At 60.5% G+C, this 14971-nt stretch carries 20 protein-coding genes; 5 read left to right on the forward strand and 15 right to left on the reverse strand.

Annotated elements, in window-relative coordinates; translation table 11 throughout:
* Positions 1 to 2 precede the first annotated feature (2 nt).
* The 10 genes from mdh to sdhC all read right to left on the reverse strand — a co-directional run bounded on the left by mdh (position 3) and on the right by sdhC (position 7743).
* A complete protein-coding gene (gene mdh, locus IE127_RS10135; RefSeq protein WP_189425558.1) occupies positions 3 to 965 on the reverse strand; it encodes a malate dehydrogenase in 963 nt (320 codons plus the stop codon).
* Positions 966 to 1067: 102 nt separating this feature from the next.
* Positions 1068 to 2222, reverse strand: coding sequence for a cell division protein ZapE (gene zapE, locus IE127_RS10140; RefSeq protein ID WP_189425559.1), 1155 nt, complete (start codon positions 2220 to 2222; stop codon positions 1068 to 1070).
* A 10-nt stretch (positions 2223 to 2232) separates the two neighbouring features.
* A complete protein-coding gene (locus tag IE127_RS10145) occupies positions 2233 to 2862 on the reverse strand; it encodes an AprI/Inh family metalloprotease inhibitor (protein WP_189425560.1) in 630 nt (209 codons plus the stop codon).
* A gap of 161 nt (positions 2863 to 3023) precedes the next feature.
* Positions 3024 to 3257, reverse strand: a complete 234-nt coding sequence (locus IE127_RS10150) for a hypothetical protein (protein WP_189425561.1) — start codon at positions 3255 to 3257, stop codon at positions 3024 to 3026.
* Between the two features lie 32 nt (positions 3258 to 3289).
* The gene (locus tag IE127_RS10155; RefSeq protein ID WP_189425562.1) at positions 3290 to 4015 is read right to left on the reverse strand and encodes a class I SAM-dependent methyltransferase; all 726 of its coding nucleotides are present in this window, start codon (positions 4013 to 4015) and stop codon (positions 3290 to 3292) included.
* Positions 4016 to 4023: 8 nt separating this feature from the next.
* Positions 4024 to 4806 (reverse strand): succinate dehydrogenase iron-sulfur subunit, encoded by a 783-nt coding sequence (locus IE127_RS10160; protein ID WP_189425563.1) that lies wholly within the window; start codon positions 4804 to 4806, stop codon positions 4024 to 4026.
* Positions 4807 to 4849: 43 nt separating this feature from the next.
* The gene (locus IE127_RS10165) at positions 4850 to 5149 is read right to left on the reverse strand and encodes a hypothetical protein (protein ID WP_189425564.1); all 300 of its coding nucleotides are present in this window, start codon (positions 5147 to 5149) and stop codon (positions 4850 to 4852) included.
* 7 nt (positions 5150 to 5156) lie between these two features.
* Positions 5157 to 6956, reverse strand: a complete 1800-nt coding sequence (gene sdhA, locus IE127_RS10170; protein ID WP_189425565.1) for a succinate dehydrogenase flavoprotein subunit — start codon at positions 6954 to 6956, stop codon at positions 5157 to 5159.
* Between the two features lie 5 nt (positions 6957 to 6961).
* Entirely contained in the window at positions 6962 to 7357 is a 396-nt protein-coding gene (gene sdhD, locus IE127_RS10175) for a succinate dehydrogenase, hydrophobic membrane anchor protein (protein WP_189425566.1), read from the reverse strand.
* Positions 7357 to 7743: a succinate dehydrogenase, cytochrome b556 subunit gene (gene sdhC, locus IE127_RS10180; RefSeq protein ID WP_189425567.1), complete on the reverse strand. Its 387-nt coding sequence runs from the start codon at positions 7741 to 7743 to the stop codon at positions 7357 to 7359. The genes sdhD and sdhC overlap by 1 nt, the downstream gene beginning before the upstream one ends.
* A 144-nt stretch (positions 7744 to 7887) precedes the next feature.
* On the opposite strand from sdhC, the gene IE127_RS10185 reads away from it, so the two are divergent.
* Both IE127_RS10185 and IE127_RS10190 read left to right on the forward strand, forming a co-directional pair.
* Positions 7888 to 8493: an NUDIX domain-containing protein gene (locus IE127_RS10185; RefSeq protein WP_244640093.1), complete on the forward strand. Its 606-nt coding sequence runs from the start codon at positions 7888 to 7890 to the stop codon at positions 8491 to 8493.
* A gap of 9 nt (positions 8494 to 8502) precedes the next feature.
* Positions 8503 to 8907: a VOC family protein gene (locus IE127_RS10190; RefSeq protein WP_189425569.1), complete on the forward strand. Its 405-nt coding sequence runs from the start codon at positions 8503 to 8505 to the stop codon at positions 8905 to 8907.
* 12 nt (positions 8908 to 8919) lie between these two features.
* Here IE127_RS10190 and IE127_RS10195 read toward each other — a convergent pair whose 3' ends face one another.
* Positions 8920 to 9126: a DUF1737 domain-containing protein gene (locus IE127_RS10195; protein ID WP_189425570.1), complete on the reverse strand. Its 207-nt coding sequence runs from the start codon at positions 9124 to 9126 to the stop codon at positions 8920 to 8922.
* A gap of 66 nt (positions 9127 to 9192) precedes the next feature.
* Between IE127_RS10195 and IE127_RS10200 the strand changes: the two genes are divergently transcribed.
* Together IE127_RS10200 and IE127_RS10205 are read left to right on the forward strand one after the other, a co-directional pair.
* Positions 9193 to 9843: a carbonic anhydrase gene (locus IE127_RS10200; protein ID WP_189425571.1), complete on the forward strand. Its 651-nt coding sequence runs from the start codon at positions 9193 to 9195 to the stop codon at positions 9841 to 9843.
* A 224-nt stretch (positions 9844 to 10067) separates the two neighbouring features.
* On the forward strand, positions 10068 to 10454 hold the full coding sequence (locus tag IE127_RS10205) for a hypothetical protein (RefSeq protein WP_189425572.1): 387 nt from the start codon (positions 10068 to 10070) through the stop codon (positions 10452 to 10454).
* Between the two features lie 27 nt (positions 10455 to 10481).
* On the opposite strand, the gene IE127_RS10210 is transcribed toward IE127_RS10205, so the two are convergent.
* The 3 genes from IE127_RS10210 to IE127_RS10220 all read right to left on the reverse strand — a co-directional run bounded on the left by IE127_RS10210 (position 10482) and on the right by IE127_RS10220 (position 12787).
* On the reverse strand, positions 10482 to 11366 hold the full coding sequence (locus tag IE127_RS10210; protein WP_189425573.1) for an EamA family transporter: 885 nt from the start codon (positions 11364 to 11366) through the stop codon (positions 10482 to 10484).
* Between the two features lie 84 nt (positions 11367 to 11450).
* Positions 11451 to 11747, reverse strand: a complete 297-nt coding sequence (locus IE127_RS10215; protein ID WP_189425574.1) for a YciI family protein — start codon at positions 11745 to 11747, stop codon at positions 11451 to 11453.
* A complete protein-coding gene (locus tag IE127_RS10220) occupies positions 11747 to 12787 on the reverse strand; it encodes an aspartate-semialdehyde dehydrogenase (RefSeq protein ID WP_189425575.1) in 1041 nt (346 codons plus the stop codon). The genes IE127_RS10215 and IE127_RS10220 overlap by 1 nt, the downstream gene beginning before the upstream one ends.
* Positions 12788 to 13118: 331 nt before the next feature.
* Here IE127_RS10220 and IE127_RS10225 point away from each other — a divergent pair, with 331 nt between their 5' ends.
* Positions 13119 to 14315 (forward strand): BaiN/RdsA family NAD(P)/FAD-dependent oxidoreductase, encoded by a 1197-nt coding sequence (locus tag IE127_RS10225; RefSeq protein ID WP_189425576.1) that lies wholly within the window; start codon positions 13119 to 13121, stop codon positions 14313 to 14315.
* 3 nt (positions 14316 to 14318) lie between these two features.
* On the opposite strand, the gene IE127_RS10230 is transcribed toward IE127_RS10225, so the two are convergent.
* On the reverse strand, positions 14319 to 14873 hold the full coding sequence (locus IE127_RS10230) for a hypothetical protein (RefSeq protein ID WP_189425577.1): 555 nt from the start codon (positions 14871 to 14873) through the stop codon (positions 14319 to 14321).
* Between the last annotated feature and the right edge of the window lie 98 nt (positions 14874 to 14971).

Genomic DNA, 14971 nt, shown 5'->3' on the forward strand with positions numbered 1-14971 from the left:
CCTTAGGCGAGCTTCGGCGCGATCTTCTTGCAGGCCTCGATCAACCCCTCGACCGCGGCCACCGAGTTGTCAAACGCCTTCTGTTCGGAGCCATTGAGGGCGATCTCGATGACCTTTTCGGAACCACCGGCACCGATGATGATCGGCACGCCGACATAGCAGCCCTTCACGCCATAGCTGCCATCGAGATAGGCAGCAGCAGGCAGGACCCGCTTTTTGTCCTTGAGATAACTCTCGGCCATCGCAATCGCCGAGGCAGCCGGGGCATAGAACGCCGAACCGGTCTTGAGCAGGCCGACGATTTCGGCGCCGCCATCGCGCGTGCGCTGAATGATCTCGTCAAGCTTTTCCTTGGACAACCAGCCCATCTTGACGATGTCCGTCAGCGGAATGCCGGCAACCGTCGAGTAGCGGGCGAGCGGCACCATGGTGTCGCCGTGACCGCCGAGAACGAAGGCATTGACGTCCTTGACGGAGACGCCAAGTTCTTCGGCGATGAAGTGGCAGAAGCGCGAGGAGTCGAGAACACCCGCCATGCCCACGACCTTGTTGTGCGGGAGGCCTGAGAATTTCTGGAGTGCCCACACCATCGCGTCGAGCGGATTGGTGATGCAGATGACAAATGAGTCCGGCGCATACTTGGCGATGCCGGCACCGACCTGCTCCATAACCTTGAGGTTGATTTCCAGCAGATCGTCGCGGCTCATGCCGGGCTTGCGCGGCACGCCGGCGGTGACGATGACGACGTCAGCGCCTTCGATGTCCTTGTATTCCGAGGTGCCCTTGATTTTGGCATCGTAGCCTTCGGCGGGAGCGGCCTGCGAGATGTCGAGAGCCTTGCCCTGCGGCACCCCATCGACGATGTCGAACAGCACGATGTCGCCCAGTTCCTTGAGCGCTGCCAGATGGGCAAGAGTGCCACCGATCTGGCCCGACCCGATGAGAGCGATCTTTTTGCGCGCCATAAAGCTGTCCTCGACTAGGTTGATTTTGGAGGTCGTCTTAACTCTCGGCCCGAAGCACTGCAAGTGCCCCATTCGTCTAAACCACTTGCCAACCCGAATTCATCACTCGCGCTCTACTGGCTGGCGATGCTGGCCCGTCGCGAGGTAGTCTGCGGACTGCATTTCCATCAAACGCGAGACCGTGCGTTCAAACTCGAAGGCGGTGTTATTGTCCTGACTGAGCGCATCGAGGGGGACCGAGAACCGCGCGGCGAGCTTGATGCCGCGATCGTAAAGCGTATCGACAAGCAGGATGAAGCGCTTGGCGGCGTTGGAATTAGTGCGTGAGAATTGCGGCACCCCATCTACGACAATGGTGTCGAACCCATGGGCGATGCGCATATAATCGCGAGACCCCAGCGGCTTTTCACACAGATCGCTGAAATCGAAGCGCGCGGCACCCATAGCGGCCAAAGGCACCGGGATCTGCCGGCCGAGGCTTTCAATGCTCGTCGGTTCGCCCTGTTCGCCGCCGGTCAGTCGCTCCCAAAGCCTGTCGAGATGGGCGCGTGCATCATCGGTGTCGCCGAATGCAAAGACATCCTGGCCGGCAAACTTGTCGCGTCTGTAGTCACGCGCAGCCGGCAGCGGCAGGACGCTGGCGTGCTGTTCCAACAGGTCGATAAACGGCAGGAAGAGTTGGCGGTTGAGGCCGTTTTCATACAGATTGCGGGGAGCGACATTCGATGTCGCGACCAAGACCAGCCCGCCCGCGAACAGCTTCTCAAACAAGCGCGACAGCAGCATCGCGTTGGTGATGTCCTGGACGTGGAATTCGTCAAGACACAGCAGATGCACGTCGCGCAGCAGCGGTTTCACCACAGCGGCAACGGGGTCCGTGTCGTCGCCGGTTTGCTTCGCCTGCTTGCGAAACGCGGCAATCTGGGTGTGCATCTCGTCCATGAACTCATGGTAGTGCACGCGGCGCTTTGCAGAGACTGCGACCTGCTCAAAGAACAGGTCCATCAGCATCGTCTTGCCACGGCCGACTTCACCATGAATGTAGGCGCCCCGGATTGGCTGGCGTTTTGCGCCAAACAGCCGCTTCAGGCGAGAGGCAGGTTCGCTTCGCTGCGCCAGTTGAGCGGCTATAGCATCCAGTTGCAGCGCGGCCTCACGCTGAGCGGGATCCGCTGTGAGACTGCCGCGTGCTACGCGAGACTCATAGGCCTCAGTGACCGGCCCATTGCTGGTGCGAGAGTTGTCTGGTTCAGGCACAGCGCTGCCGTCAGCGCTGCATCATCACCGACTGGCCGCCAGCCAGCGTGCCCTGATAACCGGTTCCGCTCTGGCTCATGGCCGCAATCATGTTGTTCGATTGGTCGAACAGCTGCACCTGATTGCCAACCTGCTGCCAGGAGCCCACATTGGCAAGACCCGCCACATTGCACCCAGGCGCCGACGCGCGGTAACGGGTTGTTCCGTCGCGCGCTGTAAGCGGCAGGTTAAGCCTGCACTGTCCCGAAGCCGTTGCGACCGTCCAAACGCCCTCCGGACCGGAATTGGCGGATGTCGCCAATGGATCGAGAGTGACGAACGAACCATCTGCTGAAGCTGTCTGCACGCTGGAGGAGCCGGTGGTGCCCGGCTGGCCGAGCTGGCTTTGCTGCTGCTGCGCGCCGCCGAGAACCGGTTGTCCAGATAAACTCGGTTCAGGCTGCCCCTGAACCCCGCCCAACGGCGGCAGTTGTGTCTGATTGACCGACGAGTCCTGGACAGGTGTCGCTGCCTGAGGCCGCGCGGTCGGGACCTGTCCGACCACGTTCAGATCTCTCGTGCTGGTGGAACTGCATGCTGCAAGAAGCACTGCCAGTCCGAGACCAGCCACGCCGCCCATTCCGCGAGTCCACAACGCCATATATTACTCCCGGCCCACGGCCAAAAAAGAGTTAACAAAAACCGAACGGCTTATAGCCAACCCGGTCTATCCAATCAACGCCCGACCCGCCGGACCATATAGCGGCAGCAATATGGCGGTTTTGGGAGGACTTTAGAGAAACGCCGCAATACCAGCTCGGTTCATTCCATCTGCTCGCGCATCTCCCGCAGCAAATCCTCGGCGAGGAGCCGGGCATCGGTCGCCTCTTCTTCCGGCACCTCGATCGGCACACCCTTTTGGCCAAATACTGCTGGCACGCCTGGCAGGCCGCCATCACCGCTTTCAAAGGGATGGAAGCCGTGGGCGCGTAATGCCGTTATCAGTACGCGCGCCATCGACATGTCATCGGCTCTCAGAATGGTCTCATAGGCCATCGTGATCCTTTGTTCGCTTCACCATCATCGATTCACCGAGGGTATCGGCTCGGGTGGACTTGTGCCAGATAAAGCGACTCCGGCATTGCGCCGGCGTAGTCGAGTTCGCGATTGGCCCGGCTCATCAACTCTGGATGAACAAGATCGAGCCGCGCGAGATCCCTGACGGCGCGAGACGGGTCGGCGGCATGATGTGCGTCGCTGAGATAGAGCAGGACATTCTGGCGGTACCAGAAGGGGATTGCGTGATCGCCCCAGATTTCCGGCCGGATCAGATCATAAGGCCGGTACCCATGCGCCGCGAACAGCTCCGCCCAGTAGCTTTGCCAACGCTCATTGATATGGTTGACCCCGCCTTGCCCGGGCACGGCGGCGCTGAACAGTATCGCTGGTGCGATACCTGTCAGGTCTGAGACGAACCCCTTGGCTCGTGAAGCCGGCAGGTGCTCTGCTACCTCGAGACTGATCGCAAGGTCTGCAGTCAGGGCATGATCGATAGGACGCGCCAGGTCGGCCGCGTGAAAGCGTATTGCCGGATCATCAAGCATTTCGGTGGCGACCCAATCGCCCTCGACACCTATGATCTGGTCCGCTCCCAGTTCGCGCGCTGCGGCGAGCCACGTGCCCGTGCCACAGCCAACATCTGCGACGCTTCGCGGTGACACAAGCGGCCATACCAGAGCCAGAATGCGCCTTGCTGACGCCAGCGTCTCGGCGCGCCGGTCGGCGTAAAAGCCTCGGCTGTATGGCGTGCTCACAGTCCGGCCTATGCGGCGCGGCGTTCCACCATCATCTTCTTGATTTCGGCGATGGCCTTGGCCGGGTTAAGGCCCTTCGGGCAGACCTTGGCGCAATTCATGATGGTGTGGCAGCGATAGAGCTTGAAGGGATCTTCGAGGTCGCCAAGGCGCTCATCCTGCGTCTCGTCGCGGCTGTCGATGAGCCAACGATAGGCCTGCAGCAGCGCTGCGGGGCCAAGATATTTCTCGCCGTTCCACCAATAGGATGGGCACGATGTCGAGCAGCAAGCGCACAGAATGCACTCGTAAAGACCATCGAGCTTGGCGCGATCCTCGATCGACTGCTTCCATTCGGTGTCAGGCGTCGGCGAGGTGGTTTTGAGCCAAGGCTCGATCGCCCGGTGCTGTGCGTAAAAATTGGTAAGATCCGGAACGAGGTCTTTCACCACCGGCATGTGCGGCAACGGGTAAACCTTGATTGTGCCCGTCGACTCGTCCATCCCGTGTGTGCAGGCCAGCGTGTTGAGCCCGTTGATATTCATCGAGCACGAACCGCAAATGCCCTCGCGGCACGAACGGCGCAGAGTCAACGTCGGGTCGACCTTGTTCTTGATCCACAATAACGCATCGAGGATCATCGGGCCGCAGTCCCCAGTATCCACGAAATATGTGTCGATGCGCGGGTTGTCGCCAGAATCAGGATCGTAGCGATAGATCTGGAATTCACGCAGCTTGCTGGTGTCTTTCGGCTTCGGCCATGTCTTGCCAGCTGTCGGCCGGGAGTTCTTGGGGAGTCTCAGTTCGACCATGGGTCGCTTCCTCTCGGTATGCGCGCAGAGGCGCCAAAGCCATTCAGTAGTTCGGTTTGCAGATCCGGTTGGATTGCGCGACGTAGCTGTTGTAGGTGGTGTAATCCGCTTGCGCCGGCGCGGCCCCACGCATCGAAGAGATCACAACACCCATGAACCGCTGATCGGTCAGCTGCATCGCAGCGTCGGCCTTGCACCGGCACAGTTCAGCGTTGCCGCTGATCTCGACGCAAACCGCGTAAAACTGGTCCTGCTGTTGCGTAGTCGGCGGTAGCGCATGGGCCGATCCGGCAAATACCGCTAACCCCAGCGCCGCCATGACGATGTGACGTGCCGCCGCCATTCCGCCCTCAATACACCCGCGCCTTGGGCGCGATCTTTGCGAGATCGATGCCATCGCTGAGCGGATCGACGTGGACGGGCCGGTAATCGAGTGTCACTGCGCCCGAGTCATCAATGTAGCTCAATGTGTGCTTGCGCCAGTTGGTGTCGTCGCGGTCCGGATAATCCTCGCGGGCATGCGCGCCGCGGCTTTCCGTGCGCGCTTCGGCGGACACGACAGTGGCGATCGAGTTGGCCATCAGGTTCTCGAGTTCGAATGTCTCGACGAGGTCCGAATTCCAGATCATCGAGCGGTCGTGAACCTTGAGATCCTTGAGGCTCTTGTAGAGTTCCGACACGCGCTCGACGCCCGACTGCAGCGTTTCGCCGGTACGGAACACGGCCGCATCTTCCTGCATGATCCGCTGCATGCTGTCGCGCACGTCAGCTGTCGGCGCGCCACCATTGGCGTTGCGCAGGCGATCGAAGCGCGCGAGGATCTTGTCGTCCTGGTCGGCATTGATGCTTGGCACGGCGGCATCGCGATCCATCACTTCGCCAGCACGAATAGAAGCCGCGCGACCGAAGACGACGAGGTCGATCAGCGAGTTCGAGCCGAGGCGATTGGCGCCGTGCACCGAGGCGCATCCTGCCTCGCCCACAGCCATCAGGCCGGGCACTACCGCATCGGCCCCGCCACGGCGCGGGTCGAGCACTTCGCCGAAATAGTTCGTCGGGATGCCGCCCATATTGTAGTGCACCGTCGGCAGCACCGGGATCGGCTCCCGCGTAAGATCGACGCCCGCGAAAATCCTGGCGCTCTCGGTAATGCCGGGCAGCCGTTCGTGCAGCACCTTCGGGTCGAGATGGTCGAGGTGCAAAAAGATATGGTCCTTGTTCGGGCCGACGCCGCGGCCTTCACGAATTTCCATTGTCATGCAGCGCGAGACCACGTCGCGGCTAGCCAGATCCTTGGCGTTGGGCGCATAGCGCTCCATAAAGCGCTCGCCCTCGGAATTGGTGAGGTAGCCGCCCTCCCCACGCGCACCTTCAGTGATCAGTACGCCGGCTCCATAGATGCCGGTGGGGTGGAACTGAACGAATTCCATATCCTGTAGCGGCAGGCCGGCGCGTGCCACCATGCCGTTGCCGTCACCGGTGCACGAGTGCGCCGAAGTGGCGGAGAAATAGGAGCGCCCGTATCCACCGGTCGCCAGCACCACGAGCTTGGCGCGGAAGCGGTGCAATGTGCCATCGTCGAGCTTCCACGCGATGATGCCCTGACACACGCCATCCTCTGACATGATCAGATCGAGCGCGAAATACTCGATGAAGAATTGCGCGTTGTTCTTGACCGACTGACCGTAGAGCGTGTGCAGGATGGCATGGCCGGTCCGATCCGCTGCAGCGCAGGTGCGCTGGACCGGCGGCCCCTCGCCATAGTTCTGCATGTGGCCGCCAAACGGGCGCTGGTAGATCTGCCCCGCCTCGGTGCGGGAGAACGGTACGCCGTAATGCTCGAGTTCGTAGACCGCCTGCGGCGCCTCACGCGCCAGATACTCCATGGCATCGTTGTCGCCGAGCCAGTCAGAGCCCTTGACGGTATCGTACATGTGCCACTGCCAGGAGTCGGGGCCCATGTTTCCAAGCGAGGCGGCAATGCCACCCTGCGCTGCAACCGTATGGGAGCGCGTGGGGAACAGCTTGGTGACACAGGCGGTGTTGAACCCCTGTTCGGCCATGCCGAGGGTGGCACGCAGGCCGGCACCGCCGGCGCCAACCACCACCACGTCGAATTCATGGTCGATCAGTTCGTATGCAGAAGCCACAGGTATTAACCCCAAAAGACCAGTTTGAGCACCGAGAGTACGCCGACCACCCCTACGGCGATGGCGAAGAAGGAGTTGAGCGACAGGCTCAGCCGGTTGGTGCGCTGTTCATGTACGTAATCCTCGATAATCTCACGCATGCCTATGCGCATGTGTACGCACACGATGGCGAAGAGGATCGCAAAGACGATGCCGATCACCGGATTGCCGAGAAGGCTTACGACGCCCTCGCGGCCTTCGCCGGCGATGCTGATCACGATGTAGATCAGAAATGCGGTGAACAGGATGTTGATGGCGCCCGTCAGCCGCTGGGTGAAGAAATGCCGCGTCGAGGATTTGGCATTGCCGTATTTTGTCTTCGGATCCGCGATGGTCGAAGGGGTAATCACGGGTTCACGCATCAGCCTATCCACACGAAAACGATCCATACGAGAAGCGTCAGCGCTGCCGATGCCGCCCAGTTGCCCCAGGCTATCGCTTCGCGCTTGCCGGGCTCGAAGCCATTGCCGCTATCCCAGATGAAGTGCCGGATCCCACCAAACAGGTGCTGGAACAGCGCCCAGGTGTAGCCGAACAGCACGAGCATGCCGAACCAGCTGCCATAGAGTGCATTGACGCCATCGAAGACGCTGCCGCCGATCGCCGCGGCTGCCAGCCACAGGGCAAGAAGCGCACTGCTGACATAGAGTGCGCCACCGGTCACACGGTGAACGATCGATGTGGTCATGGTGATGGTGAAGCGATAGACGCTGAGATGCGGCGACGTCGGGCGGGGACGGGTGGTCATGAGGCCTCGCTGCCACGCGGCGGGAGCCGCGCCAGTTTGGAATAGTTCAAGACTTCTAGCCTCGTCGCCGGCGTCAGTCAAAGGGCATGACGCGCCCAGTTACAAAACACCGCAGCCGGGGCTGAACGCACATAAGGATGAATGATGAACGAAAAGGTTAGCATCCACGCGGTCGAAACGCTCGCCGAAGGCTGGGGAACGCTGCGCAGCTACGACATCACCCACCCAAAGACGAACGGTGGCTCTCAAAGGGTCAAGCGGGAAGTCTATGATCACGGCAATGCGGCGGCGGTACTGTTGGTCGATCCACGTTCGGCGTGCGTCGTGCTCGTCCGCCAATTCCGCCTGCCCCCACACCTGAACGGCGATAACCCTTCGTTTGTTGAGGCTTGTGCCGGCCTGCTCGACGGTGATCTGCCCGAGGACTGCGCGCGTCGTGAAGCAGAGGAAGAAACGGGATACGCCCCGACGCACCTCGAGCACTTGTTCGATATCTATTTCAGCCCAGGCTCTCTCAGTGAGAAGTGCAGTTGCTTTATCGGGTGCATCACGCAGGGTGAGAAGCATTCGGCCGGTGGTGGCGTCGCCGATGAGAGCGAAGACATCGAAATCCTCGAGATGACGCTAGAGGATGCCACAAACATGGTGGCGGCTGGAGAGATACTCGACGGCAAGACCATTCTGATGTTGCAATGGCTGGCGCTCAATCCTGGTTGGATGGAACGGCAACAAGCGTCACTCGACACCTAGGAGAGCGAAATGCAACATCATCTCGGGCGATTGGTCGATCACATCCATCTGCGGGTCGCCGACCTTGAAGTATCGCGGCGCTTCTACGCGGCGATATTGTCTGCGATCGGGCGCGAGATTACGTTCGAAAGCGAGCACGCGTTCGTTTCGGACGAACTCTATATCGATCAAGCGAGCGACTATGTCAGCCGCGTCCATCTGGCTTTTCAGGCAGCGGACAGGGAGACGGTGTCGCGATTTCACGCTGCCGGCATCGCCAATGGCGGCACCGACAACGGTGCCCCCGGTGAGCGGGACTACCATCCCGGCTATTATGGCGCATTCGTCCTCGATCCCGACGGCAACAACATAGAGGCCGTTTATCATGGCCCCTCAAAGCGCAGCGCAGAGGATGTCGTCGTAACGCCAGTTTAGGCCCTCACGGGCTCAGTATTCCGTCAGCTTCTTGTCGGGGTCATATGGTTGGTCACGTACCGTCTTGGTCACCGCCTGGCCGCAGCGCATCTTCTTGGTGACCGCGTCATAGCCGTAGGTGGGTGATCCATGCAGTTGCCAGCCATCCACGAGGGCCTTCGTAACCTTATGGCAGAATGCGGAATCGTCTTCCCCGCTCAGAAACCTGTATATGAGCATTAAGCCTCCCCCAAAGATGGCTTGTTTCAGTTGCCTCGCCCCGTCCTTACCGCTAATCGAGCCAGTATGCACAGCTTTCCAGACGAACTTTTGCAGGGCTACGCCAATTTCCTTTCGGGCCGTTTCTCGCGCGAGCACGCGCGGTACCGGGAACTTGCGCAAGCCGGCCAGCAGCCGACCACGATGATCATTGCGTGTTGCGACAGCCGCTCCGCACCGGAGACAGTCTTCGACATGGGGCCCGGAGAGGTTTTCGTGCTGCGCAATGTCGCTAATCTCGTACCCTTATACGAACCCGATGGTGGTCAGCACGGGACTTCGGCAGCCATCGAGTTCGCTGTCAATTCCCTTGAAGTCGAGAATATTCTCGTCATGGGGCATGGCCGCTGCGGCGGCATAAAGGCGGCGCTCGATCCCTCGATGCAGCCGCTCGATGCCGGGGATTTCATCGGCAAGTGGATGAGCATGCTCGGGCCGGTGCCCGGGCAGGTCGGCCAGAACAGCCTGATGACAGCCTCCGAACGGCAGACGGCTTTGGAGCGTATTTCCATCCGCAATTCCATCACCAATCTGCGCAGCTTCCCTTACGTTCGCCAGCGCGAACAAGAGGGACGACTGGGTCTTCACGGCGCCTGGTTTGACATTTCGACAGGCGAATTGTGGGTGATGGATCCCGAATCCGGTGATTTTTCTCGGCCTGATATTGCCGCGCAGTAAGCCGCTGTGACCCGCGTGTGCCGGCGGTTTCGGCTTAATGGCGGGTCGCCGCTTATTGGCTGATCGACGAAAGAATCGAGCTTTCGCGTGAACCCAGCGGAGCCGGGCACGTTAGTCTGTCGGCTGCGGCATGAGATGTCGAGCCAGCGCTTCCGAAGTTCGCGGCCAGATAATAGGCCGATGCTCGGAAGTTCAGTCAGAGCAAAGAGAATAGGACAATCATCATGAAAGTCTTTACTGTAGCCGTTGCCGCGATGGGCCTTACCGTAACCGGTGCGATGGCCCAGGCCGCGCCGAGCTTCGCCGACCTCGATGCTGATGCGAGCGGCGAGCTGTCATATGACGAAATGATCGTTGGCTGGCCAGAATACACCCAGGAAGATTTTGACGCGGCTGACGCCGATGTCAGCGGCGGTATCTCCGAGACAGAATTGACCGCGATCACCGGTGCCCAGGAAAGCGGCACTGGCGCTGGCCTTGATGCCGAGACAGATGCTGTCATCGGTGTCGATACCGGCGATGAGGAACAAGAAGGCGAAACTGCCGGCTATGACGAGGATCCAGATCCGAGCATTGCACCAGAATCGCTTTCTGAAGACGATGACGATTAATCGTTAGGTCTTTATGATCGCAGTATCTCAGGCGCCCGGCAAAGCGGGCGCCTGATTTCGTTTGAGGCGCACAACGATGAGTGCCAGCCCGGCAAGCACGAAGACACCGCCCAGAATATCTGCAACGGCAAAGCTCTCGCCGAGAATCAGCACCCCACCAAGGATTCCAGTTACGGGAACGAGCAGGGTGAAGGGCGCGACGCTTGTAGTTGGATGACGCTGCAGCAAACCGCTCCAGATCGCGAAACCCATCAGTGTGGCGGGGTATGCCAGAAACGCTATCAAGCCCGCTGACTGCCAGTTCGGATTTGTCAGCGCCTGCCACACCGCAGACGGCCCGTCGATCACCAGCGAAAGGCAGAAAAGCATGGGGGCTGCGATCAGGTTGCCCCAGACTGTGAACGCGATCATGTTTATGGCACCGGCCCGCTTCGAGACAATATTGGCGCCGCCCCAGGCCATCGCTGCGAGGATCAGGATGAGAAATGGAATGATGCTGGTTTGCTGCCAGTGCGCGTTGCCGATGATGACGATACCGGCCAGTGCCACCGTGATTCCGAGTAGCTGAATGCGACGCGGGCGCTCATTAAACACCAAGAATGCGAGCAGGATGGTGAATATCGATTGCACCTGAAGCACCAGCGACGACAGGCTGGCCGGCATGCCGAGATAGATGGACAAATTCAGCAGCGCATATAGCGCGAACCCCATCAACAGTCCGTAGCTGAAAACCAGCCGCCATGGCGCTACCGTACGTGGCACGAACAGGACGGCAGGGAAGGCTGCAAAAAAGAAGCGCAAAGCCGCCACGAGAATCGGCGGCATCTCGTTGACGCTCAACTTGATGACGGTGAAATTGAGGCCCCAGATGGTGACGACCACCAGGGCCAACAGGATATCGCGGACTGGCATGGTCGGCCCCGAAGATGGATCCAGCGTCTGCGGGACCGCAAGGTTCGGTCCGGCGCGAACGCCGAACCGAGTACTGTGAGTTATTTAGAGGACGACGTCCTCGTAACCAGGGGCAGTGCCCCACGCGAACAGTTTGTAGCTGGCGCGCAGGCCCGCCTTGAAAAACGGATCCTGGCGAACGATCGCATCGGCCTCGTCTATGGTATCCGTATCGAAAACCCAGACGCCGCCGGATGGCGCGCTATCGGGCGTTTCGCGCACGGCACCGGCCAGACGCATCTTGCCTTTGTTTTCGCGCAAGAATGCCCGGTGCGCTTCGGTCAGTTCATCGCGAATGGCACTGCCATCCGCGATGTCCTCGAATATCGCGATGAACCGCATCAGGCAGCCCGCTTGTCCATCAGCCCACGCTCGATCAGCGTCTCGGCGATCTGGATGGTGTTGAGAGCGGCGCCCTTGCGCAGATTGTCCGAGACAACCCACATCACAAGCCCGTTCTCCACCGTCACATCCTCGCGAATGCGTGACACGTAAGTTTCGTAGTCACCGACGCAATCGACAGGCGTGGCGTAGCCGCCAGCCTCGCGCTTGTCGAGAACTGCAATGCCCGGCGCTTCACGCAGTGCATCACGTGCCTCATCAGGCGTGATGGGGTTCTCGAATTCCATGTTGACGGCTTCGGCATGGCCGACGAACACCGGAACGCGGACCGCAGTGCAGGTCACCTTGATCTTGGGATCGAGGATCTTCTTGGTCTCTGCGAGAACCTTCCATTCTTCCTTGGTGTAGCCGTCTTCCATGAACACATCGATGTGCGGGATGACGTTGAAGGCGATCTGCTTGGGGAACTTCTCCGGGCTCGGCTTGTCGTTGACGAAAATGCCCTTGGTCTGGTTCCACAGCTCGTCCATCGCGTCCTTGCCGCTGCCGGAAACCGACTGGTAGGTTGAAACGACAATGCGCTTCAGCTTTGCGACATCGTGCAGCGGCTTGAGCGCCACGACCAGTTGCGCGGTCGAGCAATTGGGGTTGGCGATGATGTTCGAGCGCTTCGGATCCGCCATGAAGGCATCGAGCACATGCGCATTGACCTCCGGAACAACCAGTGGCACGTCCGAATGGTAGCGGAAATAGCTCGAGTTATCGATCACGAGGCAACCTTGGGCGGCGATCTTCGGCGCCCATTCCTTGGCTGTCGAGCCGCCGGCCGACATGATGGCGAAGTCGGTGCCGGTGAAGTCGTAGTCGGCTAGGTTCTTTACCTTGAGCGTCTTGTCGCCAAAGCTGATCTCCCGCCCGGTCGAACGGGAGGATGCCAGCGCCACGACCTCGTCGGCCGGAAAATTGCGCTCTGAAAGAATATTGAGGACTTCACGGCCCACATTGCCCGTGGCGCCGATGACGGCTACGCGATAACCCATTTATGGAACTCCGTTCCTTGCTTCGTCCGCCCCCCGCGCGGCAGGTGCCGCGGCTGTTGCATCTGGCTCGTCCCCGGCGGGAGACGACCCGGGGCAAGCCTCAGGCGGTGGTGGTGGTTTTGGCGAAGACGATGGCGGCGGCCGGAGCAGATGCTCGGGCGGCTTGCAGATTCGCGTTGTTGGCGACGCGTGCCATTCGTTCTTCCGGATGAAATTCAGCCAGCACCTTACATAGCGGGCCGGATGCCAAAGTCAACGATTTGCACGTACGCGGCGGGCGCGCTATGTCGGCGCCTCGATTTCAGTTTCTCCATGTCGCGCGGTATCAAAAATGGCAAACGAGCATTTTGGGGTTGTCGTTCTGGGCGCGGGCGCGGCAGGAATGATGACGGCGATCGAGGCAGGACGGCGCGGACGCAGCGTCCTGTTGCTCGACCATGCCCGCAATCCCGGTGAAAAGATCCGCATTTCCGGCGGGGGACGCTGCAATTTCACAAATGTGCACGCCACCCATACCACGGCGCGCGAGCGCTTTCTGGGGCAAAACCCGCGCTTCGCTCTTTCGGCCTTGTCGCGCTACACCCCCGAGAACTTTACGGCGATGGTGCGCCGGCACGGTATTGCCTACCACGAAAAGACACTTGGCCAGCTGTTCTGCGACAACTCGGCGGTCGAGATCATCACCATGCTGGTGAGCGAGTTGCGACGCGCCGGTGTCACGATGCGGCTTGGCTGCGAGATTCGCGGCGTTGAACGCCCTGCAGAGCGTTTCGAAATCGACACCTCCGACGGCAGAATCACCGCCGACAGCGTGGTGGTGGCAACCGGCGGCAAGTCGATCCCGAAAATGGGCGCGACGAATTTCGGCTATCAGCTTGCCCAGAAATTCGGACTGCGCGTGACTGAGACGCGCCCGGCGCTCGTTCCGCTGACCTTCGAACCTGGTGCCCTCGAACGATTGAAACCGTTGGCCGGTGTATCGACGCCCGCCACGGTCAGTCATGCCAAGACCCGTTTCGATGAAGCCTTGCTGTTCACGCATCGGGGCCTCTCCGGGCCTGCGATCCTGCAGATATCTTCATACTGGCGCGAAGGCGATGCGATCGTCGTCGACCTGTTGCCGGATCAGGATGCGATGGAGATGCTGCAGCATGCGCGCGCCACAACACCGAAGCTGGCAGTGCAGACAGTGCTGGGAGCAGCCTTGCCGCGACGGCTGGCGCAAATGCTTGGTGAAAGCCTCGCGCTACCGGGGATGATCGGCGACTTTTCCGACAAGAAGCTGCAGATTGTTGCCGATCAGGTCAGCAACTGGCGGTTGAAACCCGTAGGCTCGGAAGGCTATCGCACTGCAGAAGTCACGCTCGGGGGCGTCGATACGCGTGATCTCGATGCCAAGACGCTGGAGGCGCGCGACGTGCCGGGCCTTTACTTCATCGGCGAAGTGGTGGACGTCACCGGGTGGCTCGGCGGCTACAACTTCCAGTGGGCCTGGGCCTCGGGCTTCGCTGCGGGGCAGGTCGTATAGACTTCAAAACTTCCAGCCGAGCCGTACGCCAAGCCCGGTACGCGGATCGATTCCGGCATCCTCATCGCACAAGGGTGTCGTGCGGGCATGGTCTAGAGTGCCCATGACGCCGATAGACTCTGTCACCTGCACGCCGAGGCTGCCGCTTGCGCGGGCGCGAAGCCTGCAGCCGGGATCCGATGCCGAGGAGACCGCGTCGCCGAGATCATCGCCTGCGACAGCAGCGCCTATCCCCGCTTCGGCAAAGAAAGGCGTGAAACCGAGCGGCACCGTCCAGCTGGCGCCGGCATAGGCCATGCTGGCCTTGGAGTCGGTGTTGATGGTTGCGCCGACATGCGGACGAACGCTGCCGAGCGGGCTCAAGGCATCGAGAACCGGAAGACCAAGCAGCACTTCGACGTTGATGTCTTCAACATGCGATGGATCGATGGTTTCCGCATCGTCGGCATTTGCGAAAACACCGCCGCGCAGTTCGATCATTCCGAGGGCCTGGGCGGACGCGGCGTGCGGTGCGCCCAAAGCAAATACGGCCACGCTGACAGCCATCCAAACTTTCATCGTCGCATCCTCTTTTGATCGCTTTCTATTCAAAGCTTAATCAAGGCGACTGAATCAGGAGTAAAGCCGGCGCCACGCGTAAAAAAAAGGGCCGGCAG

Source organism: Devosia pacifica (assembly GCF_014652635.1).
Taxonomy (GTDB): Bacteria; Pseudomonadota; Alphaproteobacteria; order Rhizobiales; family Devosiaceae; genus Devosia; species Devosia pacifica.

Excerpts from the sequence above, each read along its gene's own strand:
- mdh (WP_189425558.1), bottom strand. The coding sequence starts at position 965 with ATGGCGCGCAAAAAGATCGCTCTCATCGGGTCGGGCCAGATCGGTGGC.
- IE127_RS10145 (WP_189425560.1), bottom strand. The coding sequence starts at position 2,862 with ATGGCGTTGTGGACTCGCGGAATGGGCGGCGTGGCTGGTCTCGGACTG.
- IE127_RS10150 (WP_189425561.1), bottom strand. The coding sequence starts at position 3,257 with ATGGCCTATGAGACCATTCTGAGAGCCGATGACATGTCGATGGCGCGC.
- IE127_RS10160 (WP_189425563.1), bottom strand. The coding sequence starts at position 4,806 with ATGGTCGAACTGAGACTCCCCAAGAACTCCCGGCCGACAGCTGGCAAG.
- IE127_RS10165 (WP_189425564.1), bottom strand. The coding sequence starts at position 5,149 with ATGGCGGCGGCACGTCACATCGTCATGGCGGCGCTGGGGTTAGCGGTA.
- sdhD (WP_189425566.1), bottom strand. The coding sequence starts at position 7,357 with ATGCGTGAACCCGTGATTACCCCTTCGACCATCGCGGATCCGAAGACA.
- sdhC (WP_189425567.1), bottom strand. The coding sequence starts at position 7,743 with ATGACCACCCGTCCCCGCCCGACGTCGCCGCATCTCAGCGTCTATCGC.
- IE127_RS10185 (WP_244640093.1), top strand. The coding sequence starts at position 7,888 with ATGAACGAAAAGGTTAGCATCCACGCGGTCGAAACGCTCGCCGAAGGC.
- IE127_RS10190 (WP_189425569.1), top strand. The coding sequence starts at position 8,503 with ATGCAACATCATCTCGGGCGATTGGTCGATCACATCCATCTGCGGGTC.
- IE127_RS10195 (WP_189425570.1), bottom strand. The coding sequence starts at position 9,126 with ATGCTCATATACAGGTTTCTGAGCGGGGAAGACGATTCCGCATTCTGC.
- IE127_RS10200 (WP_189425571.1), top strand. The coding sequence starts at position 9,193 with ATGCACAGCTTTCCAGACGAACTTTTGCAGGGCTACGCCAATTTCCTT.
- IE127_RS10205 (WP_189425572.1), top strand. The coding sequence starts at position 10,068 with ATGAAAGTCTTTACTGTAGCCGTTGCCGCGATGGGCCTTACCGTAACC.
- IE127_RS10210 (WP_189425573.1), bottom strand. The coding sequence starts at position 11,366 with ATGCCAGTCCGCGATATCCTGTTGGCCCTGGTGGTCGTCACCATCTGG.
- IE127_RS10215 (WP_189425574.1), bottom strand. The coding sequence starts at position 11,747 with ATGCGGTTCATCGCGATATTCGAGGACATCGCGGATGGCAGTGCCATT.
- IE127_RS10220 (WP_189425575.1), bottom strand. The coding sequence starts at position 12,787 with ATGGGTTATCGCGTAGCCGTCATCGGCGCCACGGGCAATGTGGGCCGT.
- IE127_RS10225 (WP_189425576.1), top strand. The coding sequence starts at position 13,119 with ATGGCAAACGAGCATTTTGGGGTTGTCGTTCTGGGCGCGGGCGCGGCA.
- IE127_RS10230 (WP_189425577.1), bottom strand. The coding sequence starts at position 14,873 with ATGAAAGTTTGGATGGCTGTCAGCGTGGCCGTATTTGCTTTGGGCGCA.